Below are 19,993 nucleotides of genomic sequence, written 5' to 3'. Positions count from 1 at the left end.
AACCGGGTTATCCACAGGAGGGCTGTGGATAACTGGGCTGAAATTTGCGGTTTTTTCGATAGTAGAATGCAAACCCACCCTTTTAGATTTTTTATGCCGTAGGTTTGCCTTGCTTATCAAAAAGCCGGGCTTTCAAGGTGCACCGTCGGAAACTGCGACAGCGTCATTATACCATTTTGTGCAAAACAGAATGGATCGCTCCGCAAAAGCGCTTCCACACTGTCCTGATGGACCCAAAAGCCGCTTCCTTCCGGAGAAAAGGTGCGTTCGCGAAGGCGTTTTCCTGACCTGAGCCTCGAGCAACGGCAGAGTTCACGGCGAATCCCAAAATGAACCTAACCTGGCCAAGATGCGGTCTATACTGACCCTTGGTCGGCCATGCTGCGGCTAGCCATAATTCTCCTTGGCTTCATGGGTACAGCCCTCGGGCAACAGGACCTGCTGTTGCGGGTGCTCCTTTCAGAAGGCACATCGGCCAACGTTCAGCTTGGCCCGCACGAACAAGTCGGGGCCCTTGAGCGCCGCCCAGCAGGGGCAGGAAACCTCCGGGTGTGGGCAGGCGCCGGAGGGGTGCTGGTAGAGGGTCGGGAGGTGGGGCCGTGGGTGGAGTTCGCCGCGCCCGATGGCTTTACCCTGGGTGGGAGGGCCTACCGGGGCAACCTGTTGGTGGTTTGGCAAAGCAAGCAGCTTCTCTTCATCAACAGGGTTTGGCTGGAAGACTACCTTCTGGGGGTAGTTCCCGCTGAGGTCCCCGCCTCCTTTCCCGAAGCCGTGCTTCAGGCCCAGGCCATTCTAGCCCGCACCTTCGCCCTCTATCGTCTGAACCCGGGGGGAGTGTACGACCTGTGCGCCACCGAGCGCTGCCAGGTGTACCTGGGCCGTAACGCCGAGACGCCCCGCCACACCCTGGCAGTCCAGGCTACCCGCGGCCTCATCGTCGCCCACAACCAAAGGCCCATCACCGCCGTTTACCACGCTGACTCAGGCGGCTACACCGCGGCTGCAGAGGAGGTTTGGGGCCGGAGCGTACCCTACCTGATAGCCCGTCCCGATCCCTATGCGCAAGGCGCCAGCCGCCTATGGAGCCGCACCCTGAGCCCCGATGGGGTAGCGCAAGGGCTTTTGGGGATGGGACTCGAGGTGGGCAGCGTGCAATACATAGGCCCAACCCTGATGAGCGAGAGTGGGCGGCCCCTGCGGCTTAGGGTGGTGGGCAGCGCGCGGAGCGTGGAGCTGGATGCTCCCCAGTCCACCCGCCTGTTGCGCGGGTTGGGGCTTCCCTCTACTCGAGTCCGCTTTGAGGGCTGGCAGGTTTATGGCCAGGGTAGTGGTCACGGGGTGGGCCTGAGCCAGTGGGGAGCCCGGGGGCTGGCCCTTTTAGGCTGGGACTTCCGCCAGATTTTGGGCTACTACTACCCCGGCACCTTTCTGAGCGGCTTTGAGGTGGTTCAAGAAGCACAGAAGCGGCTCCTCGGCAACATGGGCAGGGAGGTACACCCAGCCGCCCGGCGCACACCCCTGGGGCAGGCCCAGATTCTGGACTGAAAATACCATCTCTCTCACCTGCTTCCCCTTAGTATTGGGTTATGGTGAAAAAGGCCCTCCTGAGTCTGCTGAGCCTGGGGGCGATGGGTCTGGCCCTAGCTTCGCCAGCACAGGACCTGTTCGACCAAGCCACATTTTTGATCGGCTTCTACTACAACGGCCCAGCCAAGGTTCCCCACTTCCGCGAGCTTCGGCGGCAGTACCAGCCCGAGCTTGACCGGCTCTGTGCGCCCGAGGGCAACCGCTGCGGCTATGAGAAGGCTCGGCAGGTGATAGAGCGGATTGTGAGGGATATTGGTGACCCCTTCACCACCCTCATCACCCGGGAGGAGCTGATAGACGACCAGCGCTACGGGGCAGGTTTGGGGCCTGCGGCCCCCCGGGTGGGGGTCTGGGTGCGGGAAACCTCGAGGGGGCTGGTGGTGTCGGAGGCTTTCCCTGGAGAGCCGGCCCACCAAGCCGGGCTCCGGCGCGGCGACCTCATCACCCAGATCAACGGCCAGCCCGCCACCCTAGCCCGCCTCAAGGCCGCGGAGGCCGAAGGTAGACCCGTTGTGCTGAGCTACAGCCGCCAGGGGAGCCCCCGCAGCGCAACCCTCACCCCCAGGGTGGCCCAGGCCACCATGCACCCCCGCCTGGAGCTGCGCGGCCCGATTGCCTACCTGCGGGTCTACCATCTCTACAGCTCAGAGGAGTTCTCCCCTGCCCAGCTCATCCACGACGCAGCTCGGCGGGCCGAAGGTGCTGGAGCGCGGGGCATGGTCATCGACCTGCGCGATGCCCTCAGCGGCTACGACTCGGAGGCGCTGCTGGCTGCCGCGGCCTTCACCGGAGGGGGCGGCTTCATCTACGACCGCCGCTTTCAGGGCCAGGACGAGACCCACACCGTAGAAAACGGCAGGCTAAAGGTGCGCTACGAGAACGGCGACGAGGAGGAGCTGAGCCAGGTAAAGCAGCCCTACTTGGCCCGCCTTCCGGTGGTGGTGCTGGTCAACCGCAACACCTTCAACTCCACCGAGATGCTGGCCTACTTCCTGCAAAGGGCAGGCCGGGCCAAGGTGGTGGGTGAACCCACCGCAGGGGCCCTGGGTATGTCCGGTAGCGCCGAGGGCCCCCTGATTAACGGGGAATTCATCGCGGTTTCTTCCCTGAGAATGCGCAACCTGGATGGCTCGGCCTTTCCCCTCCGGGTTACCCCGGATGTCATAATTGAGGAGGACCTGGAAGCCCTCGCCGCGGGGCGCGACGTGATTCTGGAGCGTGCCCTGGAGCTACTGCGGTAGGTGAACACTATGCGCAAACTGTTGCCCGTACTCGCACTTTGGGCGGCTTCTTTCTCCCTGGCCTCGCCCGCACAGGACCTCTTTGACCAGGCCAGCTTCTACGTGGAGTTCTACTACAACGGCCCAGCCCGCCTAAACCTCAAGGACCTGACCCGCCGCTACCAGCTCGAGCTGGACCGGGCTTGCGCCCAGCAAAAGGAGACCTGTCCCTACGACCAGGCAGTACCGGTTATTCAGCGAATGATTGAGGAGCTACAGGACAACCACACCTACTACATGAGCCCAGAAGCCCTGCGCAGCACCCGCGAGAGCCGTCAGGGCAACGCCCCATCCCGCACCCTGCGCATCGGCATTACCCATGTGGCCATCCCCGGCTCACGGGACCGGCTGATTGTGGACGTGGTGGAAGGAGGCCCTGCCGACGAAGCCGGCCTGGCCTATGGCGATCGCATCATCGCGGTCAATGGGCGGCTGCTCAATGAGCTTCCAGACGAGAACCAGGCCGCGCAGTTCCTTGTGCAAGCGGTGCAAACAGGCCGCCCGGTGGTGCTGACCATCCTGCGGGGCCCCGAACGGCAGCGGCTGGAGTTTACCCTTACTGGCCGGGAAATCAACCTCGCCCGTTTCCCTTCCCTCAAAATCCGGCCCGGTGGGGTAGCGGTGCTCCGCATCCCCGACTTTGACGCCCAGGGCCAGGTGGGACGGAGGGTACACGAGCTGGTTCGGGAGGCCCAGCAGAAGGGGGCTCGAGCCATGATCCTCGAGCTGCGCGGCAACAGTGGGGGTCTTCTAAACGAGATGATTATCTCGGCAGCGGCCTTCCTGGACGAGGCCTACGTGGCTCTGGCAGACCGCTACCAGGTTGAGCGAACCGAGTTCCGGGTGCGCGACGGGCGCATCACCATCACCCGCAACGGCCGAAGCGAGAGCACCAGCCTCCCCTTCTTGGCCCGCTGGCGAGGGCCCTTGGCAGTGCTGATAGACAACAACACCGCTTCTGGCGGAGAATACCTGGCCTCGGCCATCCAGCGAGCCCGTGTGGCCCCCCTAATTGGGGTACCCACCCTGGGCATCGGCAACACCACCACCCGCCCCTTCAACCTCATCAACGGCGGGGCCATCAGCATCTCCTACAACCGGGCCTACTTCGCCGATGGATCCCCCTACCCCGAGCGGGCCGTGCCAGACATCGTGGCAGAAACCTCTATTGAACAGCTCGCCAATACCGGGCGCGACCTGCCCTTTGAAAAGGCCCTGGAGGCCCTGGGCATCAGGAGCGCTAACCCCTAAGGCGGCCCCAGCCATGCGGCTGGGGCCTCACCTTCGGCCCTGGATAGCAGGGTCCTCAGCTCACCAGCTCTACCAAAGCGAGCTGAGCGCCGTCCCCCCGGCGCCACCGCGCCAGCTTGAGCACCCGGGTATAGCCTCCCGGCCGGTCGGCGTAACGCGGGGCAATTTCCTCCATGAGGCGCTTGACCAGCTTGGGGTCATGCAGGTCGCGCAAGAGCTGGCGGCGCAGGTGGTTGCGCCGGGCGTAAGCGGCCAGCTCTTCTGGGGTCGCAAGACGCTCGCCCTCCTTTAGGGGCAGCTCACGCCCATCCTTGTCGCGCCGCTTGGTAAAACGCACCCCTTCGGGCACCTTCAGGGTGGGGGCCTTCTTTGCAGTGGTGATCAGGTGATCCACAAAGCCCGCCAGCTCCTTGGCCTTGGGAATGGTGGTGGTAATGCGGCCTTCCTCAGAGAGCAGCAAACTCTTAGCCAGGTTGCGGAATAGGGCCACCCGGTGGGCCGAGTGGCGGTTGAGCTTCCTTCCGGATTTACGATGACGCATACTCCCTCCTTGGGTGCCGGCTCGAGGCCTAGTCCTTCATGGCCAGCCCATGCTGGGCCAGGCAGTCCTTGATTTCCTGCAAGCTGCGCTCACCAATTCCCGGCACCCTCTTGAGCTCCCTTTCAGAAAGGGCTAGAAGGCTCTCCACACTCTCAATGCCCTCCTCCTTGAGGTTGTGCAACACCCGGGTGCTGAGGCCGAGATCCTCCAGGGTCAGGCCCACCGCCGGGGAAGGGGGTGGAGGAGGCGCAGGGGGGGCAGCGGTGGAAGCAGGCTTGGCCTCCACCCGTACCACCGGCGACTGGTCAAAGAAGCTAAGCTGTTCCCGCAGGATGGCCACGGCCTGCTGGAGGGCCTCCATGGGGGAGATGGCCCCGTTTGTCCAGACACGCAGGGTTAGCTTGTCCAGGTCGGTGCGCTGGCCCAGACGGGTGTCCTCTACCTGGTAGGCTACCCGGCGCACCGGGGAGAAAAGCGCATCCACGGGAATAGAGGAGATGCGGTCCTTTATCCCGTGCTTCTCCGCAGGTACATACCCCACCCCCTCGTCCACCCGAATCTCCATCACCAGCTTGCCCTTCTCCTCCAGGGTGGCGATGTAGTGGTCGGGGTTGACAATCTCAGCGTCGGGAGGGCACTCCAGGTCGCGAGCGTAGACCACCTTGGGTCCAGTAGCCCGAAGGGTTAGGGTTTTGGGGCCCGAACCGGGATTGGCAAAGCGGACCACCAGCTCCTTGAGGTTCAAGATGAGCTGGATGGCATCCTCCTTGACCCCAGGAATTGCCGAGAACTCATGGAGCACGTCCTCGATGTAAACGCTGGTCACTGCGGTACCAGGAATAGAGGAGAGCAGAATGCGCCGCAAGGGGTTGCCCAAGGTCACCCCGAAGCCCCGCTCGAGGGGCTCCAGCACGAACTCGCCGTAGTTTCCGTCAATACGGGCGTTGAAAACTGGGGCTTTGGTTTTGGTGGTTTCCAAAGTAACCTCCTTGGGAGGCAAGCTGGCCTTAGCGGGAATAAAACTCAATCACCAGCTGCTCGTTAACCGGCAGCGAGAGCATCTCCCGCTCGGGCAGGCGCAGGAACTTCCCAGTCATGGTCTCCGGGTTGAACTCGAGCCAGGGGAAGGCCTTGCGGTTTTTGAAGCGCTCCACGTTCTGAACGATGAACTCCATTTTCTTGGCCCGCTCCGAAACCTTCACCTCATCCCCTGGCCGCAATCGGTAGCCCGGCAGCGTCACCCGACGGCCATTGACCAAGATGTGCCCATGGCGGACGAACTGGCGAGCCTGGCGGCGGGTGGAAGCGATACCCATCCGGAAGACCACGTTGTCCAGCCGGCTTTCCAAAAGCTGCAGGAAAACCGTGCCGGTCACTCCCTTCTTCCGGCTGGCCTCCTCAAACAGGTTGCGGAACTGGGTTTCCGAAACATCGTAGATAAAGCGCAGCTTCTGCTTTTCCCGCAGGCGCACCGCATAGTCGGATGGGCGCCCCTTGCGCTTCTGCCCGTGCTGGCCCGGGGCATATGGGCGACGGTCTAGATACTTCTGTACCTTCTCAGTCTCAGCAATGTTCACCCCAAGGTGACGCGCAACTTTTACGATTGGTCCTCTGTAGCGACCCATTTTCTCTCCTCACTTCGGTAGCAAGCGCTTCCGGGTTCCCAGGGTTCAGGGCGAAACAGGGAACCAAAGTTTCGCCCCCGCAGATGGTTCTCAGACCGCTTTGCGGAACTTCTTGCGCGGACGACAGCCGTTGTGGGGCACCGGGGTGTCGTCCACAATGGAGCGCACCTGCAGGCCACTGGCCTGAAGAGCGCGGATGGCCTGCTCCCGGCCCGCCCCCGTGCCCCGTACCACCACCTCCACGCTGGTCATCCCGTAGCCCTGGGCCTTTTTGGCCGCGTCCATAGCGGCAAGCTGGGCAGCGTAGGGAGTCCCCTTGCGGCTGCCTTTGTAGCCGATCACCCCTCCCGACGACCAGGTGATGGGATTGCCGTCAGGGTCGGTAATGGTCACGATGGTATTGTTGTAAGAGGCGTGAATAAAAGCCTTCCCGGAGGGAACTTGGCGTTTGACCTTTTTCTTGCGACCGGTGGTTTTCTTCTCAGCCATACTCTCCTCGCTCTAACCCACACAAACAAAGGGTGGGGCACATCTAGGAGTCTCAACTGGCACAACTGGATGCGGCATCTACCGGCTACTTGCGAGGCGCCTTCTTCTTACCCGCCACAGTCTTGCGGGGGCCCTTGCGGGTGCGGGCGTTGGTGCGGGTGCGCTGGCCTCGCACCGGCAGCCCTCTGCGGTGGCGAAGTCCCCGGTAGCAACCGATGTCCATCAAGCGCTTGATGTTGGCGGCCACCTCCGCCCGGAGCTCCCCCTCGAGCTTGTAGTTCCCTTCCACGAACTCCCGCAACCGGGCCACCTCGGCCTCCGTCAGGTCTTTGACCCGGGTGGCAGGGTTCACGTTGGTGGCGGCCAGGGCTTCCTTGGCGCGGGCTGGGCCTACCCCATAGATGTAGGTCAGGGCTACATCCACGCGCTTGTTCCGGGGAATTTCTACTCCAGCAATGCGAGCCATCTGCTCTCCTTTCCTAACCTTGGCGCTGCTTGTGGGTGGGGTCTTCGCAGATCACATAGACGCGCCCGTGACGCCGGATTACCTTGCACTTGTCGCACATCTTCTTCACTGAGGTACGGACTTTCATCTTGTACTCCTTAGCGCCTGTACACAATCCTTCCCCGGCTGGGGTCGTAGGGCGTGATCTCCACCACTACTCGGTCGCCCGGGAGGATACGGATGTAGTTCATCCGCATCTTGCCGGAGATGTAGCAGAGTATCTCCGGGCCATTGTCGAGCTGTACCCGGAAGGTGGTGTTGGGAAGCGCCTCACTAACCACCCCCTCCGCACGAATGGTGTCCTTCTCCTTAGGCAAGCACCCCTCCTCGCGCTATCGGCTCACCGGCACAGGTCTTTGGCTCCCCGTTAGGAGACGGGGGCCATCCTCGGTTATGAGCACCGTATTTTCGTAGTGGGCCGCCAGGTTGCCTTTGCCAACCGTGGCCGTCCAACCATCCTCCAATATTACCATCTTCGCCGGGTACAAAGCAACCATAGGCTCAAAAGCCAAGGTCATGCCGGGGCGCAGCTTGGGGCCCTTGCCGGGCTCGCCATAGTTGGGTACCTGGGGGTCCTCGTGCAGCTCCCGACCCACCCCGTGGCCCACCATCTCGCGAATGCACCAAAGACCATGCTGCCGCTCCACAAAATCCTGAACCGCCGCTGCCACATCGCCGATGCGCTTACCAGGCCGCAAAAGCTCAAACCCCAGCCAAAAAGCCTCCTCAGTAACCCGCATAAGCCTCTCGGCCTCCGGTGAAACTTTACCGATGGCATAAGTACGGGCCATGTCGGTGGTGTAGCCGTCGTAGGTGAAAAGGAAGTCTATCTTCAAAAGCTCCCCCTCGCGCAACGGGCGCTTGGAAGGCAATCCATGCACCACCACATCGTCCACCGACATGCAGGTCGCGCTGGGATAGGGAACCGTACCCCCTGCCCGATAACCAATCTGCGGGGCTTTTCCTCCGACTCGCTCAATGGCCCGCAGAATCATCTGGTCAAGCTCGTAGGTGCTTACCCCAGGGCGGACGTGGGGTTCTATCTCAGCGAAGATGGCGGTGTGAAGCTGCCCAGCCTTGGCCATCTTCTCAATTTCCCAGGGAGACTTGATGTGGATGGCCATACCGCCCTATGCCCTAACGCCCAGGGCCTCTTGGATGGCCTGGTAGACCTCCTCCACCGTACCCAGGCCGTTGATCTCCCTAAGGCTGCCCCTCTTGGCATAGTAGTCCACCAGGGGTTGGGTCTTCTGCCGATACTCCACCATGCGGGCCCGTATGGTGGCCTCGTTGTCATCCGAGCGCCCCTCCTCCTGGGCCCGACCCAAAAGCCGCCGGACCAGCTCCTCCTCCGGCGCAGTAACCAACAAAACGCCCAGCAGGCGAATTCCGCGCTGCTCTAGGAGCTTATCCAGGGCCTCCGCCTGAGCCAAGGTGCGGGGAAAGCCGTCAAAGATGATCCGGGGGTTGGGCATCGCGGCCAGTTCCTCGCCGATCAAACCCAGGATGATCTCATCGGGCACCAGCTTCCCTGCATCCATCAGGGGCTTGGCTAGCTTGCCTAGCTCAGTACCCCGGGCCACATGGCTGCGCAAAATATCCCCTGTAGAAAGCTGGCGAAAGCCCATATGGGCCGCCAACCGCTTAGCCTGGGTGCCCTTGCCTGCCCCAGGAGGGCCCAGAAAAATCACCGCCTCTGCCATTTACAGTGCCTCCTCAGCGGGTGCGCCCCCGCAAGCGCCCGCGGGACAAAAAGCCCTCGTAGTTGCGCATCTGGAGCTGAGCCTCAATCTGCCGCAGGGTATCCAGGGCCACCCCTACCACAATCAACAGGCTGATTCCAGAGAAGTGGAAGGCCAGGGTGGTCACCCCAGTGAGGTTCTGCATGATGGTGGGCAGGGCCGCCACCAAACCCAGAAAGATGGCCCCCCACAGGGTAAGGCGGGAGACGATGTGCTCCAGGAACTTCACGGTGGGCTCACCAGGACGGATACCGGGGATAAAGCCGCCGTACTCCCGCAGGTTCTCCGAGATGCGCCGGGGGTCAAACTGGACCGCGGTGTAAACGTAGGTGAAGCCGATAATCAAAAGCACCTCGATGAGCAGACCCGGAAAGCGGTTTGGGGTAAAGAAATTGGCCACCGCCTGGGCCACCGAGGAATCGGGAAAGACCCCCGTGAGGAAGAGGGGGAGCTGCAGAAGAGCTGCTGCGAAGATTATAGGGATAACCCCCGCGGCGTTGAGCTTGATGGGGATGTAGGTGGCCTGACCGCCGAACATCTTGCGCCCCACCTGCTTGCGGGCGTACTGCACAGGGATACGTCGCTCTGCCTGCTGCACTGCGGCCATAAAGGCAAAGGCCAGCACGATGAAGGCCAAGAAGATAAGCAGGGCGATCAGGTTCACCTCCCCTGTGCGCACCAAACCAAAGGTGCGGACCAACTGCGGACCCCAGCTCGCCACGATGCCGGCAAATATCACCATGCTGGTACCGTTGCCTATGCCGTACTCGGTGATACGCTCGGCCATCCAGAGCAAAAGGGCAATCCCTGCCACCTGGGTCACCACCACCACAAAGTAGAAGAAGAAGCCCGGCTCCCAACCAGGCAGCAGAAAAGCGCCGTTGTTGGCCCCTAGAAAAGCAGTTGCCAAGAAAAGCCCCTGCACCGCTCCCAGGGCAATCCCCCCGATGCGGGTGTATTGGGTGATGATGCGGCGGCCCTCCTCACCCTCTTTTTGCAGTTTCTCCAGCGCTGGGACCACCGTGACCAGAAGCTGCATGATAATGGCCGCAGTGATGTAGGGCATAATCCCCAGAGCAAAAATGGAGAACTGCTCAAAGTTTCCGCCCGAAAAGAGGTTCACCAAGCCCAAGGCGCTGCCAGCCTGGGTACCCAGAAACTCACGGATTTTGCCGATGTCCACTCCGGGGGTGGGAATAAAGGTGCCCAAGCGGTACAACGCCAGCACCAAGAGCGTAAACAGAATGCGCTTACGCAGCTCGGGAATGAGGATGGCGGAGCGGAAGGCCGCGAGCATCTTAGGCCCCCTCGAGCAGGACCGCCTCGCCGCCCGCAGCCTTTAGCTTCTCAACGGCGGCCTGGGAGAACTTATGGGCAATCACCCGAACACCGCTAGCCTCTCCCTGGGCCAGCACCTTGACCGGATAGCCTGGCCGCACGAGCCCAGCCTTGGCCAAGGCCTCTGGGGTCACCTCTCCGGAGGTAAAGCGCTTGGCGATGGCCCCCAGGTTGACCACCTGGTACTCCACCCGCTTGAGTTCACCGGTGGAGTAGTTTTTCATCCCCCGTTTGGGAAGCCGCATAATCAGGGTGGAGCGCCCCCCCTCAAAGCGGGCTGGGTTCTTGACCCCGCCCGAGCGGGACTTTTGGCCTTTGTGCCCGCGCCCAGCGGTCTTGCCATGCCCCGAGCCAGGGCCCCGGCCCACCCGCTTGCGGCGTTTGTTGGCCCCTTGGTTGGGGCGAACCTCGTTCAGCTTCATTCCAGCACCTCCACCAGGTGGGCCACCTTGCGAATCTGCCCGCGCACCGCCGGAGTATCCGGCACCTCACGCACGCGGTGCATCTTGGTAAGCCCCAGAACTTTTAGCGCCGCCTTCTGGTCCTTAGGGTAGCCGATGGGGCTTTTGACCAGCCGAACTTTGAGGGTGCTCATCCGGCCACCTCCTCGGGTTCCACAGTTTTGCGAAGCCGCTTCACATCCTCGCGGGTCTGGAGCTGCCGAAGGGCTTCCATGGTGGCATAGGCAATGTTGATGGGGTTGCGGGAGCCCAGCTCCTTGGTCAGTATATCGGTGATGCCGGCCAGCTCCAAAATGGCCCGGGGTACCTGCCCGGCGATCACCCCCGTTCCTGGCGCCGCCGGGCGCAGGAGAATGGTGGAAGAGCCCCAGGTCACGCTAATTTCGTGGGGAATGGTGCCGTTTTGGATGGGCACCTCGATCATGTCCCGCTTGGCGTAGTTGTTGGCCTTCTGGACCGCCATGGGCACCTCCTTGGCCTTGCCCAGGCCCAGCCCCACCCGGCCCTGGCGGTCCCCCACCGCCACCAGGGCGCCAAAGCGGAAGCGACGCCCACCCTGGTAGGTCTTGGAGGTGCGGCGGACGAAGATCATCTTCTCTTCGAAATCGGTCTCAGGCATGGGATGCTCCTCCAGCGTGCGCTAGAACTCCAGTCCCCCCTCGCGGGCTCCCTCGGCCAAGGCCTTGACCCGCCCATGGTACTTGTAGCCCCCCCGGTCAAAGACCACTTTGGTGATGCCCTTGGATTTGGCCGCCTCGGCGATGGCCAGGCCCACCTTCTTGGCTACCTCGGTCTTGTTGCCGGAGAGCTTCAGGGAGAGGCTTGAGGCCGCGGCCAGGGTGTGCCCCTGGCTGTCGTCAATGATCTGAGCGTAGATGTGCTTCAGGCTCCGGTAAACCGAAAGCCGCGGGCGGCCAGAGGCCTTGACGGCGTTGCGCACCCGGAACCTGCGGCGTTCTTCGGTGGAAAGGCGTGCCACAACTCCTCCTCATCACTTACCGGCGGTTTTGCCGGGCTTGGTCTTGACCACCTCGTTGGCGTAGCGGATGCCCTTGGCGTGGTAGGCATCGGGCGGGCGCACAGAGCGCACATTAGCCGCCACCTGGCCCACAAGCTGCTTGTCAATGCCCACCACCCGTATCCGGGTGGGCTCCGGCACCTCGAAGGTGATACCCGGAGGCGGCACCACCACATCCTTGTGGCTGTGGCCCACGGTGAGCTCGAGGTTCTTGCCCTGCATAGCCGCGCGGTAGCCTGTACCGCTGATGACCAGCTCCTTCACGTAGCCCACCGAAACCCCCTGCACTGCGTTGGCAATTAGGGTGCGGGTCAGCCCATGCAGGCTTTTGTGGGTGCGGCTATCGGAAGGGCGGCTCACCGTTACCACCCCGTTCTCGCTCTTCACGACCAAGTCGGGGTGCACCGCCACCGAGAGTTCCCCCTTGGCCCCTTTGACCTTGACCACCCCTGCCCCTACCTCCACGGTCACGCCCTTAGGCAGGTTGATGGGTTGCCTTCCAATTCGCGACATCTCCACCCACTCCTTACCAGACCTCGCAGATGACCTCGCCGCCCACCCCCAGCTTGCGCGCCTCATGATCGGGCAGGAGCCCCTTGGAGGTAGAAACGATGGCCAGCCCCAGCCCGCGGCGCACCTTGGGCAGGTTTTCGGCAGTCACGTAGACCCGCCGGCCAGGCCGGCTCACCCGGCGGATGTGTTGGATGACCTTTTCACGGCGGGGACCGTACTTGAGGTGGAGGCGCAACACCGGCTTGCCCTCAACCTCTACGCGCTCCACCCGGCGGATAAAGCCCTCCTGCGCCAGGATACGGGCAATCTGCTCCTTGAACTTGGAGGCCGGAACGTCCACGCTCTCTTTGTAGACCTGGACCGCGTTGCGGATCCGGGTCAGCATGTCGGCAATGGGATCACTGAGCATTAGGTTCTCCCTCTTTTCAAGCGTCTGCGCTCGGCCCTGGAGGTTCGCAGGGCCCGGTATGGGCCAAAAGGACCAACCAGCCAGCCCAGAACTTCCTCACACAACGCTCCAGAGCCAGCCCCGTGGTATCGGCAAAAGCTTGCCGACCGGCGGAGCCTTCACCAACTCGCCTTCTTAACCCCCGGCAGGAGGCCTTTGTGGGCCATTTCACGGAACTGCAGGCGCGAAAGCCCAAAGTAGCGGATGTAGGCTCGAGCCCGCCCGGTCACCGCACAGCGGTTCTTGTGCCGGGTAGGGCTGGCGTCACGGGGCAGCTCGGCCAGCGCCGCGTAGTCGCCCGCCGCCTTGAGGGCAGCCCGTTTCGCCGCGTACTTGGCAATGGTCTTGAGCTTGCGCTTCATCCTCTCCACCTGCGATTTTTTAGCCATAACCTCACCTCCTTTCTACTTTCGGAAAGGGAAGCCCAGTAGCTCCAGCAGGGCCCGGGCCTCCTCGTCGGTCTCAGCAGTGGTTACAATCGCCACATCCATCCCCCGGACCGCGTCCACCATGTCGTAGGTGATCTCGGGAAAAATGGACTGCTCCCGAAGGCCCAGATTGTAGTTCCCCCGGCCGTCAAAAGCGTTGGGGTTCAATCCCCGGAAGTCGCGGATGCGCGGCAGGGCGATGTGGATGAGCTTCTCAGCAAAAATCCACATCCGGTCCCCCCGCAGGGTAACCCGTAGCCCAATCGGCATCCCCTGGCGCAACTTGAAGTTGGAGATGGACTTCTTTGCCCGGGTGATGGCCGGCTGTTGGCCGGTGATGAAGGCCAGCTCCTTGCCGGCCCGCTCGAGGATTCGGCTATCGTCCTTGGCCTCCCCAAGGGCCTGGTTGACCACGATTTTGACCAGACGGGGAACCGCCATGATGTTCTCGTAGCCAAAGCGCTTGATGAGCTCGGGGCGAACCACCTCGTGGTAGTGTCTTTTCAGGGCAACATCCAGCGGCATCGCAACCCCCTACTTGGTATCCAGCACGCCATCGCACTTGGCGCAAGCCCGCACCTTGGTGCCGTCGGGGAGGAATTTCTTGCGCACACGGGTGGGCTTCTCACAGCTCGGGCAGATGGGCATCACCTTAGAAGCGTGAATGGGCGCCTCGGTCTCGATGAAGCCCCCTTGAGGGTTGCGGGGGTTGGGGCGGACAGCTTTCTTAACCAGGTTCAACCCCTCCACCACCACCAGCCCCTCCTTGGGCATGACGGCCTTTACCTTCCCGGTCCTTCCGCGCAGGCCTTCCTTCCCAGAAAGAACCAGCACGGTGTCCCCTTTCCTAACGTGCACCTTCATCCATATCCTCCGATTCTGCTCCTTGGGGCTCCGCGGCGCCAAAAGAAAATACTAGCAGAAACCACCCCAAAAAGCATCCCCAAAAACTCCCTGGACCTCCCAGGTGGGCTGCGGGACGGCAGACCCGGGGCCTACCGTGCATCGGAGCGCACTCGCCTACGGCAAGCACCCGCAGCCTCAGGCCTACAACACCTCCGGGGCCAAAGAGACGATCTTCATGAAGCCCCGCTCGCGAAGCTCACGGGCCACTGGGCCAAACACACGGGTCCCGCGCGGCTCGTTCTGGGCGTTGATGATGACCGCAGCGTTGGTGTCAAAACGGATGGAGGAACCATCTGGACGCCGCACTTCCTTGGCGGTGCGCACCACCACTGCCTTGACCACATCCCCTTCCTTAACCATGCCCCGGGGTATAGCCTCCTTGACCGAAGCCACGATTACGTCCCCCACGCTGGCGTACTTGCGGTGGTGGCCCCCCAAAACCCGGATGCAGGCAATCTTGCGGGCCCCAGTGTTGTCGGCCACCTCCAGCACGGTCTCCTGCTGTATCATGCGTTACCACGCTCCTTGCGCAAAAGGTAGCGCTCCACCAGGTCGATCCGCCCCTCCTCGAGCCGCCCCACCACCACAAATCTCTTCCTTTTGGAGATGGGACGGGCCTCACGAATCTGAACCACATCGCCGAGCTTGTACTGCTCGTTCTCGTCGTGAGCCAGGTATTTCTTAGAACGCCGGATTACCTTACCGTAAAGCGGGTGGCGCATCTGGCGCTCCACCAGGACCGTCACGGTCTTCTGGGCTTTGTCGCTCACCACCACGCCGGTCAACACCTTCTTAGGCATGGTCAGCCCCCCTCTGCCGCGCCTTTTCTCCCAGAATGGTCAGCATGCGGGCGATTTCCCGGCGAACCTCCGTGATCCGGTGGTTCTTCTCTAGCTGCCCGATGCTGGCTTGGAAACGCAACTCCATGAGTTCCTTCTTCCGTTCCCGAATGCGCTTCTGTAGCTCAGCCTCCGAGAGCTTGCGCAGTTCACTGGGCTTCGTCGTAGGCATCGCGCTTCACCACCTTGGTCTTGATGGGCAACTTGTGGCCAGCCAAGCGCAGGGCCTCACGGGCCTGCTCCTCGGTCACCCCGGCAACCTCAAACATCACCCGGCCTGGCTTGACCACCGCCACATACCCTTCCACATTCCCCTTACCCTTACCCATCCGCACCTCCAGGGGCTTTTTGGTGTAGGGCTTGTCGGGGAAGATGCGGATGAAAATCTTACCGCCGCGGCGAAAGTGCCGCACCATGGCCACACGAGCCGCCTCAATCTGCTGGCTGGTGATCCAGGAAGGCTCCATAGCCACCAGACCCCACTCCCCAAAGGCCACGTAGTCCCCCCCTTTGGTGGTTCCCTTCAGGCGGCCGCGGTGGGCCTTGCGGTACTTCATGCGCTTAGGCATCAGCACGGTCTACTCACCCCCTTCTTTGGCAGCGGGGCCTGCCTTGTGGACCGCCGAGCGGCGGCGGGGCCTGCCCTCCTCGCGTTTAGGGGCCGCCGGGCGAGGAGCAGGAACCCCTGAGGAGGCCACCTTCTTACCACCGATAACCTCCCCCAGAAAGATGTAGGCCTTTACCCCTAAGGAGCCGTAGGTGGTCTCAGCTCGAGCGGTGCCGTAGTCAATATTGGCCCTCAGGGTGTGCAGCGGCACACGGCCCTCGGCTGCCCACTCTACCCGAGCCTGCTCGGCACCACCGATGCGGCCCGAAACCACAATTTTCGCACCTTGAGCCCCCGCTTCCCGCACCCGCTGCACGGCCTGTTTGATGCTGCGGCGCACAGCAAAGCGGCGCTCAATTTGCTCGGCCACCCGCTGGGCCACCAAGGCCGCCGAGAGGTTAGGGTTGCTCACCTCCTGCACGTTTAGGGCGATGGTGCGGCCTGGAAACTTGCTCTGCAGGGTTTCCCGCAGGCGCTTAATGGTCTCGCCGCCCTTTCCGATAACCACGCCAGGCTTGGCTGCGTAAACCGTCACCGCTACGTTGTCGGCAGCCCGCTCTATATCAATGCGAGCCAGACCCGCGGGCTGCAGCTCCTTCTGTATGAAGTCGCGGATCAGGCGGTCCTCAGCCAAGGTCTTGGCATAGGTCTTCTTACCCGCGTACCAGCGCGACTCAAACTCGCGGGTAATACCCAGGCGCAGACCCACTGGATGAATCTTGTTACCCATTTCTCTCCCCCACAACGATGGTGATGTGGCTGGTGCGCTTCTTTATCATGTGGGCGCTACCGCGGGCCCGGGGCAGCACCCGCTTCAGGGCCGGCCCCTCATCCACAAAGGCGGCCTTGACGTACATCCGGTCCTCGAGCATGTTCTTCCGGTCGTCGTTGATGCCGTTGGCCGCCGCCGACTCGAGCACCTTAGCCACCACCTCTGCGGCCCGGTGGGGGGTATATTTGAGGATCGCTCGAGCCTCCTCCAGACTCTTTCCGCGGATGAGGTCAATCACCCGCCGCACCTTGCGGGGGGACATGCGCACGTACCGAGCCCGCGCCAGGGCATAGGTATGCGGAGTCTCCTCCTTGAGGGCCTGGCTGCGCTGCTCGAGGGACATCTTGGCGTAGCGAATGAGTCCCGCCGAGCCGGGGTAGTGCACATCCCGCAGGTCCTTGCGGATGTCGCTGCGCTCGCCTTTCTTGAGTCGTTTCCTTTCCACCTTGAACCTCACTTCTTGGCGGTCTTGGCCTCTTTGCTGTGACCCCGGTAGGTTCGGGTGGGCGAGAACTCACCCAATTTGTGCCCCACCATCTGCTCAGTGATGTAGACCGGTACGTGCTGCTTGCCGTTGTAAACCGCCAGGGTATGGCCCACCATCTCCGGAACAATGGTGCTGCGGCGGCTCCAGGTCTTGATCACCCGCTTCTCGCCTCGCGCATTGAGCGCCTCAATCTTCTCCAGCAGGTGGCTGTCCACGAAGACGCCTTTTTTCAAGCTACGCGGCATGGTTCACCTCCTTTACTTGCGGCGTGCAACGATAAAGGCGCTCGAGGGCTTCTTGCGCTTGCGGGTCTTGAGGCCCTTGGCCTGCTGGCCCCAGGGCGAAACCGGTGGACGGCCGCGAGGCGCGCGACCCTCCCCACCCCCGTGAGGGTGGTCCACCGGGTTCATTACCGTACCCCGCACGTGCCCCTTCCGACCCAGGTGGCGGGTGCGCCCGGCCTTTCCCAAGACGACGTTTTTGTGATCGGCGTTGGAAACCACCCCTACCGTGGCGTAGCACTCCCCATGCACCTTGCGCAGCTCCCCCGAGGGCAACCGCAGGATTACGTAATCGCCCTCGCGGCCCTGCACCTGAACGCTGGTTCCAGCACTACGGGCCATCTTGGCGCCTTTTCCAGGCTCCAGTTCCACCGCGTGAATCACCGTGCCCACCGGAATGAAGCGCAAGGGCAGGGCGTTGCCTACCGCTATGGGGGCCTCCGGGCCGCTCACCACGGTATCCCCTACTGCCAACGACTCCGGGGCCAGGATGTAGCGCTTCTCCCCGTCGCGGTAGTGCAGAAGGGCAATGCGGGCGGTGCGGTTTGGGTCGTACTCAAGGGCCGCCACCTTGGCTGGAACCCCCACCTTGTCGCGCCGACGAAAGTCGATGATGCGATACAACCGCTTATGCCCCCCCCCGCGGAAGCGGGCGGTGGTGCGGCCTTGGTTGTTTCGGCCCCCTGTCTTCTTAAGGGGGGTAGTCAGGCTCTTCTCCGGCCGCTTATCGGTCAGCCCCGAGAAGTCCGCCACCGTCATAAAGCGGCGGGAGGGGGTGTAGGGTCTAAACTTCTTTACTGCCATCTCCGTTCCTTTCACCTGATACGCGCAAGCCGCGCTGATGCCAAGTGAAACTCTCTCTCCAGCTCAGATCAGCCCTTCCAGGGCCTCAATCTTCTGCCCTTCGGCCACCTTCACCACCGCCCTTTTGCGGTCAGGCCGTTTCCCCACAAATCGCCCCAAGCGCTTGTCCTTGCCACGCACCGTCTGGGTGTTAACCCGGACCACCTTCACCTTGAAAGCCGCTTCCACCGCATTGGCAATCTCGGTCTTAGTAGCGTCCGGGTGTACCCAAAAGGTGTACTCCCCGTTCGCAAAACGGGCGTAGGCCTTTTCCGACAAGACCGGCTTCAGGATGATGTCGTAAGGGGTCTTCACTGGCCCTCACCTCCCAGCCGGGCCTTCACGGCATCCCAGGCCGAGGCCTCCATTACCAAAACTTCCTGACGCAGTATGTCGTATACGTTGATCCCCTCTGGGTCCAGTATCCGCACCTGAGGGAGGTTGCGGGCTGAACGAGCCACGAGTGGGTTGCTGGTGACCAGCAAAAGGGAAGGACCCTCCAGGTTGTGGGCCCTGAGCCAGGCCACGAATTCCCTGGTTTTTCCCTCAACACCCTCAAAGCGTTCCACCAGAAAGAGCTTCCCCTGCTGCGCCCGGTCGGCCAGGGCCATACCCAGGGCAAGCCTGCGCACCTTCTTGGGCAGGGTATAGCTGTAGTCCCGTGGCTGAGGCCCAAAGGCCGTACCCCCACCCACAAAGATAGGAGCCCCGTAGTCGCCGTGACGGGCCCGCCCAGTGTGTTTCTGAGGGTACATCTTCTTGCTGGTGTAGCTGACCATGCCACGGGTCTTGGTGGCCGCGGTACCCCGGCGACGGGAGGCCAGCTGCCACCGCACCACTTCGTATAGAACGTGGGGATTGATCCCCGGCAGTTGGGCCTCAACGGTCTTGTCGCTCCCAAGCACTGGAAGACTGTACATTAGCCACCTCCCCCGCCGGCTTTTTCCAGCACCTTGCTGGTCTCCCGGACAATCACCAAACTCCCGTTGGCGCCCGGCACCGAGCCCTTGACCAGAATCAGGTTCTCATTCTCCAGGACATCTACCACCTCGAGGCCCTGGATAGTCACCCGCTCATTCCCCCAGCGACCAGCCATCTTCTTGCCTTTGAAAACCCGGCCTGGGGTTTTGCGGTTTCCGATGGAACCGGGATGACGGTGCACCTTGTGGGCTCCGTGGGAGTCATACCCCCCAGCGAAGTTCCACTTCTTCATCACCCCCGTGAAGCCATGGCCCTTCGAGGTGCCGGTCACATCAACAATCTCCCCGGGGCGGAAGATGCCCACCGTCACGGTGTCCCCCTCCGGATTGAAATCCCTTATCTCCCGCAAGTACCGGACCGGCTCCACCCCTGCGCGGGCGAAGTGGCCCTTTAGGGGTTTATTGACCCGCTGGGGCTTCTGAGGCATGAATCCGAGCTGAACCGCCTCATAGCCGTCCTTCTCCACGGTCTTGCGTTGAACCACTGGACAAGGGCCAGCCAGGATTACCGTGACGGGAACCACCCGGTCGCCCTTCCAAATCTGGGTCATGCCCACCTTGGTCCCAAGGATGCCCTTCATCAGCGGCCTCCTATCATCTTCAACTCAATCTCTACCCCGGTGGGCAGGTCGAGGTTGCGCAATCCTTCGATGGTCTTCGGGGTAGGGTCGGTGATGTCCACCAGCCGGTTGTGGGTACGCAACTCAAAGTGCTCACGGCTGTCCTTGTGCTTGAAGGGGCTCCGCAACACAGTGAAGCGGCGCACCCGGGTAGGCAGCGGCACCGGGCCGGCCACCTTAGCGCCGCTGCGGCGGGCCGTCTCCACAATCTTGGCCGCAGAGGCGTCCAAGCTCTTGTGGTCGAAGCCCCGGAGTTTGATACGAATCTTCGGCACGTTGGGCCTCCCTCACTCGATGATCTTGGACACCACCCCCGCACCCACGGTGCGACCACCCTCCCGGATGGCAAACCGCAAGCCCTCCTCCAGCGCAATCGGCTTGATCAGCTCCACCGTAAACGTCACGTTGTCCCCAGGCATCACCATCTCCACA

At 62.4% G+C, this 19,993-nt stretch carries 34 protein-coding genes and 1 pseudogene; 3 read left to right on the top strand and 32 right to left on the bottom strand.

The annotated features are described in order from the left end of the window. Positions 1 to 411: 411 nt before the first annotated feature. The 3 genes from NZ849_RS04365 to NZ849_RS04355 are packed head-to-tail and all read left to right on the top strand — an operon-like array spanning position 412 to position 4,118. Positions 412 to 1,545 carry a SpoIID/LytB domain-containing protein gene (locus tag NZ849_RS04365; RefSeq protein WP_295404605.1) on the top strand — a complete coding sequence of 378 codons (1,134 nt, stop codon included), beginning with the start codon at positions 412 to 414 and terminating at the stop codon, positions 1,543 to 1,545. Between the two features lie 41 nt (positions 1,546 to 1,586). Continuing rightward, positions 1,587 to 2,828 carry a S41 family peptidase gene (locus NZ849_RS04360; protein ID WP_295404602.1) on the top strand — a complete coding sequence of 414 codons (1,242 nt, stop codon included), beginning with the start codon at positions 1,587 to 1,589 and terminating at the stop codon, positions 2,826 to 2,828. Positions 2,829 to 2,837: 9 nt separating this feature from the next. Then, positions 2,838 to 4,118, top strand: coding sequence for a S41 family peptidase (locus NZ849_RS04355; RefSeq protein ID WP_295404599.1), 1,281 nt, complete (start codon positions 2,838 to 2,840; stop codon positions 4,116 to 4,118). Between the two features lie 55 nt (positions 4,119 to 4,173). On the opposite strand, the gene NZ849_RS04350 is transcribed toward NZ849_RS04355, so the two are convergent. From NZ849_RS04350 to tuf, 32 genes and pseudogenes are all read right to left on the bottom strand, one after another. Continuing rightward, complete coding sequence (locus NZ849_RS04350; RefSeq protein ID WP_295404596.1) at positions 4,174 to 4,659, bottom strand: bL17 family ribosomal protein; 486 nt, start codon at positions 4,657 to 4,659, stop codon at positions 4,174 to 4,176. Between the two features lie 28 nt (positions 4,660 to 4,687). After that, positions 4,688 to 5,638, bottom strand: coding sequence for a DNA-directed RNA polymerase subunit alpha (locus tag NZ849_RS04345; protein ID WP_295404593.1), 951 nt, complete (start codon positions 5,636 to 5,638; stop codon positions 4,688 to 4,690). 28 nt (positions 5,639 to 5,666) lie between these two features. After that, complete coding sequence (gene rpsD, locus NZ849_RS04340) at positions 5,667 to 6,284, bottom strand: 30S ribosomal protein S4 (protein WP_295404591.1); 618 nt, start codon at positions 6,282 to 6,284, stop codon at positions 5,667 to 5,669. Between the two features lie 90 nt (positions 6,285 to 6,374). After that, positions 6,375 to 6,773, bottom strand: a complete 399-nt coding sequence (gene rpsK, locus NZ849_RS04335; RefSeq protein ID WP_119360555.1) for a 30S ribosomal protein S11 — start codon at positions 6,771 to 6,773, stop codon at positions 6,375 to 6,377. A gap of 85 nt (positions 6,774 to 6,858) precedes the next feature. Beyond that, positions 6,859 to 7,239 (bottom strand): 30S ribosomal protein S13, encoded by a 381-nt coding sequence (gene rpsM, locus NZ849_RS04330; RefSeq protein ID WP_119360554.1) that lies wholly within the window; start codon positions 7,237 to 7,239, stop codon positions 6,859 to 6,861. Positions 7,240 to 7,252: 13 nt separating this feature from the next. Then, a complete protein-coding gene (gene rpmJ / locus NZ849_RS04325) occupies positions 7,253 to 7,366 on the bottom strand; it encodes a 50S ribosomal protein L36 (protein WP_082827245.1) in 114 nt (37 codons plus the stop codon). Between the two features lie 10 nt (positions 7,367 to 7,376). Continuing rightward, positions 7,377 to 7,595 (bottom strand): translation initiation factor IF-1, encoded by a 219-nt coding sequence (infA, locus tag NZ849_RS04320; protein ID WP_119360553.1) that lies wholly within the window; start codon positions 7,593 to 7,595, stop codon positions 7,377 to 7,379. A gap of 15 nt (positions 7,596 to 7,610) precedes the next feature. Beyond that, positions 7,611 to 8,402 (bottom strand): type I methionyl aminopeptidase, encoded by a 792-nt coding sequence (gene map, locus NZ849_RS04315; protein ID WP_295404578.1) that lies wholly within the window; start codon positions 8,400 to 8,402, stop codon positions 7,611 to 7,613. A gap of 6 nt (positions 8,403 to 8,408) precedes the next feature. Beyond that, a complete protein-coding gene (locus NZ849_RS04310; RefSeq protein WP_295404575.1) occupies positions 8,409 to 8,981 on the bottom strand; it encodes an adenylate kinase in 573 nt (190 codons plus the stop codon). A 13-nt stretch (positions 8,982 to 8,994) separates the two neighbouring features. Then, positions 8,995 to 10,317 (bottom strand): preprotein translocase subunit SecY, encoded by a 1,323-nt coding sequence (gene secY / locus NZ849_RS04305; RefSeq protein WP_295404573.1) that lies wholly within the window; start codon positions 10,315 to 10,317, stop codon positions 8,995 to 8,997. 1 nt (position 10,318) lies between these two features. Then, positions 10,319 to 10,780: a 50S ribosomal protein L15 gene (gene rplO, locus NZ849_RS04300; protein ID WP_295404571.1), complete on the bottom strand. Its 462-nt coding sequence runs from the start codon at positions 10,778 to 10,780 to the stop codon at positions 10,319 to 10,321. Then, positions 10,777 to 10,953 (bottom strand): 50S ribosomal protein L30, encoded by a 177-nt coding sequence (rpmD, locus tag NZ849_RS04295; protein ID WP_295404568.1) that lies wholly within the window; start codon positions 10,951 to 10,953, stop codon positions 10,777 to 10,779. The genes rplO and rpmD overlap by 4 nt, the downstream gene beginning before the upstream one ends. Then, complete coding sequence (gene rpsE / locus NZ849_RS04290; RefSeq protein ID WP_295404566.1) at positions 10,950 to 11,438, bottom strand: 30S ribosomal protein S5; 489 nt, start codon at positions 11,436 to 11,438, stop codon at positions 10,950 to 10,952. Before rpsE ends, rpmD begins: the two co-directional genes overlap by 4 nt. Before the next feature lie 21 nt (positions 11,439 to 11,459). Further along, a complete protein-coding gene (rplR, locus tag NZ849_RS04285) occupies positions 11,460 to 11,798 on the bottom strand; it encodes a 50S ribosomal protein L18 (RefSeq protein ID WP_295404562.1) in 339 nt (112 codons plus the stop codon). A 12-nt stretch (positions 11,799 to 11,810) separates the two neighbouring features. Next, on the bottom strand, positions 11,811 to 12,350 hold the full coding sequence (gene rplF / locus NZ849_RS04280; protein WP_295404559.1) for a 50S ribosomal protein L6: 540 nt from the start codon (positions 12,348 to 12,350) through the stop codon (positions 11,811 to 11,813). 13 nt (positions 12,351 to 12,363) lie between these two features. Continuing rightward, a complete protein-coding gene (gene rpsH, locus NZ849_RS04275) occupies positions 12,364 to 12,759 on the bottom strand; it encodes a 30S ribosomal protein S8 (RefSeq protein ID WP_295404557.1) in 396 nt (131 codons plus the stop codon). A gap of 158 nt (positions 12,760 to 12,917) precedes the next feature. Continuing rightward, on the bottom strand, positions 12,918 to 13,187 hold the full coding sequence (rpsN, locus tag NZ849_RS04270) for a 30S ribosomal protein S14 (protein WP_295404555.1): 270 nt from the start codon (positions 13,185 to 13,187) through the stop codon (positions 12,918 to 12,920). Between the two features lie 15 nt (positions 13,188 to 13,202). Continuing rightward, a complete protein-coding gene (gene rplE, locus NZ849_RS04265) occupies positions 13,203 to 13,751 on the bottom strand; it encodes a 50S ribosomal protein L5 (protein ID WP_295404553.1) in 549 nt (182 codons plus the stop codon). A gap of 9 nt (positions 13,752 to 13,760) precedes the next feature. Beyond that, positions 13,761 to 14,096: a 50S ribosomal protein L24 gene (gene rplX, locus NZ849_RS04260; RefSeq protein WP_295404610.1), complete on the bottom strand. Its 336-nt coding sequence runs from the start codon at positions 14,094 to 14,096 to the stop codon at positions 13,761 to 13,763. Between the two features lie 177 nt (positions 14,097 to 14,273). Further along, on the bottom strand, positions 14,274 to 14,642 hold the full coding sequence (gene rplN, locus NZ849_RS04255; RefSeq protein WP_295404551.1) for a 50S ribosomal protein L14: 369 nt from the start codon (positions 14,640 to 14,642) through the stop codon (positions 14,274 to 14,276). After that, on the bottom strand, positions 14,639 to 14,932 hold the full coding sequence (gene rpsQ, locus NZ849_RS04250) for a 30S ribosomal protein S17 (RefSeq protein ID WP_295404549.1): 294 nt from the start codon (positions 14,930 to 14,932) through the stop codon (positions 14,639 to 14,641). Before rpsQ ends, rplN begins: the two co-directional genes overlap by 4 nt. After that, on the bottom strand, positions 14,925 to 15,143 hold the full coding sequence (gene rpmC, locus NZ849_RS04245) for a 50S ribosomal protein L29 (protein WP_295404547.1): 219 nt from the start codon (positions 15,141 to 15,143) through the stop codon (positions 14,925 to 14,927). Before rpmC ends, rpsQ begins: the two co-directional genes overlap by 8 nt. After that, complete coding sequence (gene rplP / locus NZ849_RS04240) at positions 15,121 to 15,546, bottom strand: 50S ribosomal protein L16 (protein WP_119360538.1); 426 nt, start codon at positions 15,544 to 15,546, stop codon at positions 15,121 to 15,123. Before rplP ends, rpmC begins: the two co-directional genes overlap by 23 nt. A gap of 3 nt (positions 15,547 to 15,549) precedes the next feature. After that, positions 15,550 to 16,308, bottom strand: coding sequence for a 30S ribosomal protein S3 (rpsC, locus tag NZ849_RS04235; protein ID WP_295404545.1), 759 nt, complete (start codon positions 16,306 to 16,308; stop codon positions 15,550 to 15,552). Next, on the bottom strand, positions 16,301 to 16,693 hold the full coding sequence (rplV, locus tag NZ849_RS04230) for a 50S ribosomal protein L22 (RefSeq protein WP_295404608.1): 393 nt from the start codon (positions 16,691 to 16,693) through the stop codon (positions 16,301 to 16,303). Before rplV ends, rpsC begins: the two co-directional genes overlap by 8 nt. Before the next feature lie 110 nt (positions 16,694 to 16,803). Then, the gene (gene rpsS, locus NZ849_RS04225; RefSeq protein ID WP_295404543.1) at positions 16,804 to 17,082 is read right to left on the bottom strand and encodes a 30S ribosomal protein S19; all 279 of its coding nucleotides are present in this window, start codon (positions 17,080 to 17,082) and stop codon (positions 16,804 to 16,806) included. Positions 17,083 to 17,094: 12 nt separating this feature from the next. Next, on the bottom strand, positions 17,095 to 17,922 hold the full coding sequence (rplB, locus tag NZ849_RS04220) for a 50S ribosomal protein L2 (protein ID WP_295404541.1): 828 nt from the start codon (positions 17,920 to 17,922) through the stop codon (positions 17,095 to 17,097). 63 nt (positions 17,923 to 17,985) lie between these two features. Beyond that, the gene (locus NZ849_RS04215) at positions 17,986 to 18,276 is read right to left on the bottom strand and encodes a 50S ribosomal protein L23 (protein WP_295404539.1); all 291 of its coding nucleotides are present in this window, start codon (positions 18,274 to 18,276) and stop codon (positions 17,986 to 17,988) included. Beyond that, positions 18,273 to 18,881 carry a 50S ribosomal protein L4 gene (gene rplD, locus NZ849_RS04210; protein WP_295404537.1) on the bottom strand — a complete coding sequence of 203 codons (609 nt, stop codon included), beginning with the start codon at positions 18,879 to 18,881 and terminating at the stop codon, positions 18,273 to 18,275. The genes NZ849_RS04215 and rplD overlap by 4 nt, the downstream gene beginning before the upstream one ends. Continuing rightward, positions 18,881 to 19,522, bottom strand: a complete 642-nt coding sequence (gene rplC, locus NZ849_RS04205) for a 50S ribosomal protein L3 (protein ID WP_295404535.1) — start codon at positions 19,520 to 19,522, stop codon at positions 18,881 to 18,883. The genes rplD and rplC overlap by 1 nt, the downstream gene beginning before the upstream one ends. Continuing rightward, positions 19,522 to 19,836, bottom strand: coding sequence for a 30S ribosomal protein S10 (rpsJ, locus tag NZ849_RS04200; protein ID WP_119360531.1), 315 nt, complete (start codon positions 19,834 to 19,836; stop codon positions 19,522 to 19,524). The genes rplC and rpsJ overlap by 1 nt, the downstream gene beginning before the upstream one ends. A 12-nt stretch (positions 19,837 to 19,848) precedes the next feature. Then, positions 19,849 to 19,993, bottom strand: a pseudogene (tuf, locus tag NZ849_RS04195) (elongation factor Tu); the annotation flags it as partial.

Source organism: Meiothermus sp., assembly GCF_025060375.1.
GTDB lineage: Bacteria > Deinococcota > Deinococci > Deinococcales > Thermaceae > Meiothermus.
The sequence above is the reverse complement of the archived record's forward strand: the minus strand, read 5'-3'. Positions and strand labels throughout refer to the sequence as shown.

Coding starts and splice junctions, on each gene's coding strand:
- rpmD (WP_295404568.1), bottom strand. CDS start 10,953: ATGAGCACCCTCAAAGTTCGGCTGGTCAAAAGCCCCATCGGCTACCCT.
- rpsQ (WP_295404549.1), bottom strand. CDS start 14,932: ATGCCTAAGAAGGTGTTGACCGGCGTGGTGGTGAGCGACAAAGCCCAG.
- rplB (WP_295404541.1), bottom strand. CDS start 17,922: ATGGCAGTAAAGAAGTTTAGACCCTACACCCCCTCCCGCCGCTTTATG.
- secY (WP_295404573.1), bottom strand. CDS start 10,317: ATGCTCGCGGCCTTCCGCTCCGCCATCCTCATTCCCGAGCTGCGTAAG.
- rpsM (WP_119360554.1), bottom strand. CDS start 7,239: ATGGCTCGCATTGCTGGAGTAGAAATTCCCCGGAACAAGCGCGTGGAT.
- NZ849_RS04355 (WP_295404599.1), top strand. CDS start 2,838: ATGCGCAAACTGTTGCCCGTACTCGCACTTTGGGCGGCTTCTTTCTCC.
- rpsN (WP_295404555.1), bottom strand. CDS start 13,187: ATGGCTAAAAAATCGCAGGTGGAGAGGATGAAGCGCAAGCTCAAGACC.
- NZ849_RS04350 (WP_295404596.1), bottom strand. CDS start 4,659: ATGCGTCATCGTAAATCCGGAAGGAAGCTCAACCGCCACTCGGCCCAC.
- rplV (WP_295404608.1), bottom strand. CDS start 16,693: ATGTCCCTCGAGCAGCGCAGCCAGGCCCTCAAGGAGGAGACTCCGCAT.
- rpmJ (WP_082827245.1), bottom strand. CDS start 7,366: ATGAAAGTCCGTACCTCAGTGAAGAAGATGTGCGACAAGTGCAAGGTA.
- rpsH (WP_295404557.1), bottom strand. CDS start 12,759: ATGCTCAGTGATCCCATTGCCGACATGCTGACCCGGATCCGCAACGCG.
- rpsE (WP_295404566.1), bottom strand. CDS start 11,438: ATGCCTGAGACCGATTTCGAAGAGAAGATGATCTTCGTCCGCCGCACC.
- rplF (WP_295404559.1), bottom strand. CDS start 12,350: ATGTCGCGAATTGGAAGGCAACCCATCAACCTGCCTAAGGGCGTGACC.
- map (WP_295404578.1), bottom strand. CDS start 8,402: ATGGCCATCCACATCAAGTCTCCCTGGGAAATTGAGAAGATGGCCAAG.
- rpsK (WP_119360555.1), bottom strand. CDS start 6,773: ATGGCTGAGAAGAAAACCACCGGTCGCAAGAAAAAGGTCAAACGCCAA.
- rpsC (WP_295404545.1), bottom strand. CDS start 16,308: ATGGGTAACAAGATTCATCCAGTGGGTCTGCGCCTGGGTATTACCCGC.
- rpmC (WP_295404547.1), bottom strand. CDS start 15,143: ATGCCTACGACGAAGCCCAGTGAACTGCGCAAGCTCTCGGAGGCTGAG.
- NZ849_RS04360 (WP_295404602.1), top strand. CDS start 1,587: ATGGTGAAAAAGGCCCTCCTGAGTCTGCTGAGCCTGGGGGCGATGGGT.
- rplD (WP_295404537.1), bottom strand. CDS start 18,881: ATGTACAGTCTTCCAGTGCTTGGGAGCGACAAGACCGTTGAGGCCCAA.
- NZ849_RS04365 (WP_295404605.1), top strand. CDS start 412: ATGGGTACAGCCCTCGGGCAACAGGACCTGCTGTTGCGGGTGCTCCTT.
- rplC (WP_295404535.1), bottom strand. CDS start 19,522: ATGAAGGGCATCCTTGGGACCAAGGTGGGCATGACCCAGATTTGGAAG.
- rplN (WP_295404551.1), bottom strand. CDS start 14,642: ATGATACAGCAGGAGACCGTGCTGGAGGTGGCCGACAACACTGGGGCC.
- rpsD (WP_295404591.1), bottom strand. CDS start 6,284: ATGGGTCGCTACAGAGGACCAATCGTAAAAGTTGCGCGTCACCTTGGG.
- rpsS (WP_295404543.1), bottom strand. CDS start 17,082: ATGCCGCGTAGCTTGAAAAAAGGCGTCTTCGTGGACAGCCACCTGCTG.
- rplE (WP_295404553.1), bottom strand. CDS start 13,751: ATGCCGCTGGATGTTGCCCTGAAAAGACACTACCACGAGGTGGTTCGC.
- NZ849_RS04310 (WP_295404575.1), bottom strand. CDS start 8,981: ATGGCAGAGGCGGTGATTTTTCTGGGCCCTCCTGGGGCAGGCAAGGGC.
- rplO (WP_295404571.1), bottom strand. CDS start 10,780: ATGAAGCTGAACGAGGTTCGCCCCAACCAAGGGGCCAACAAACGCCGC.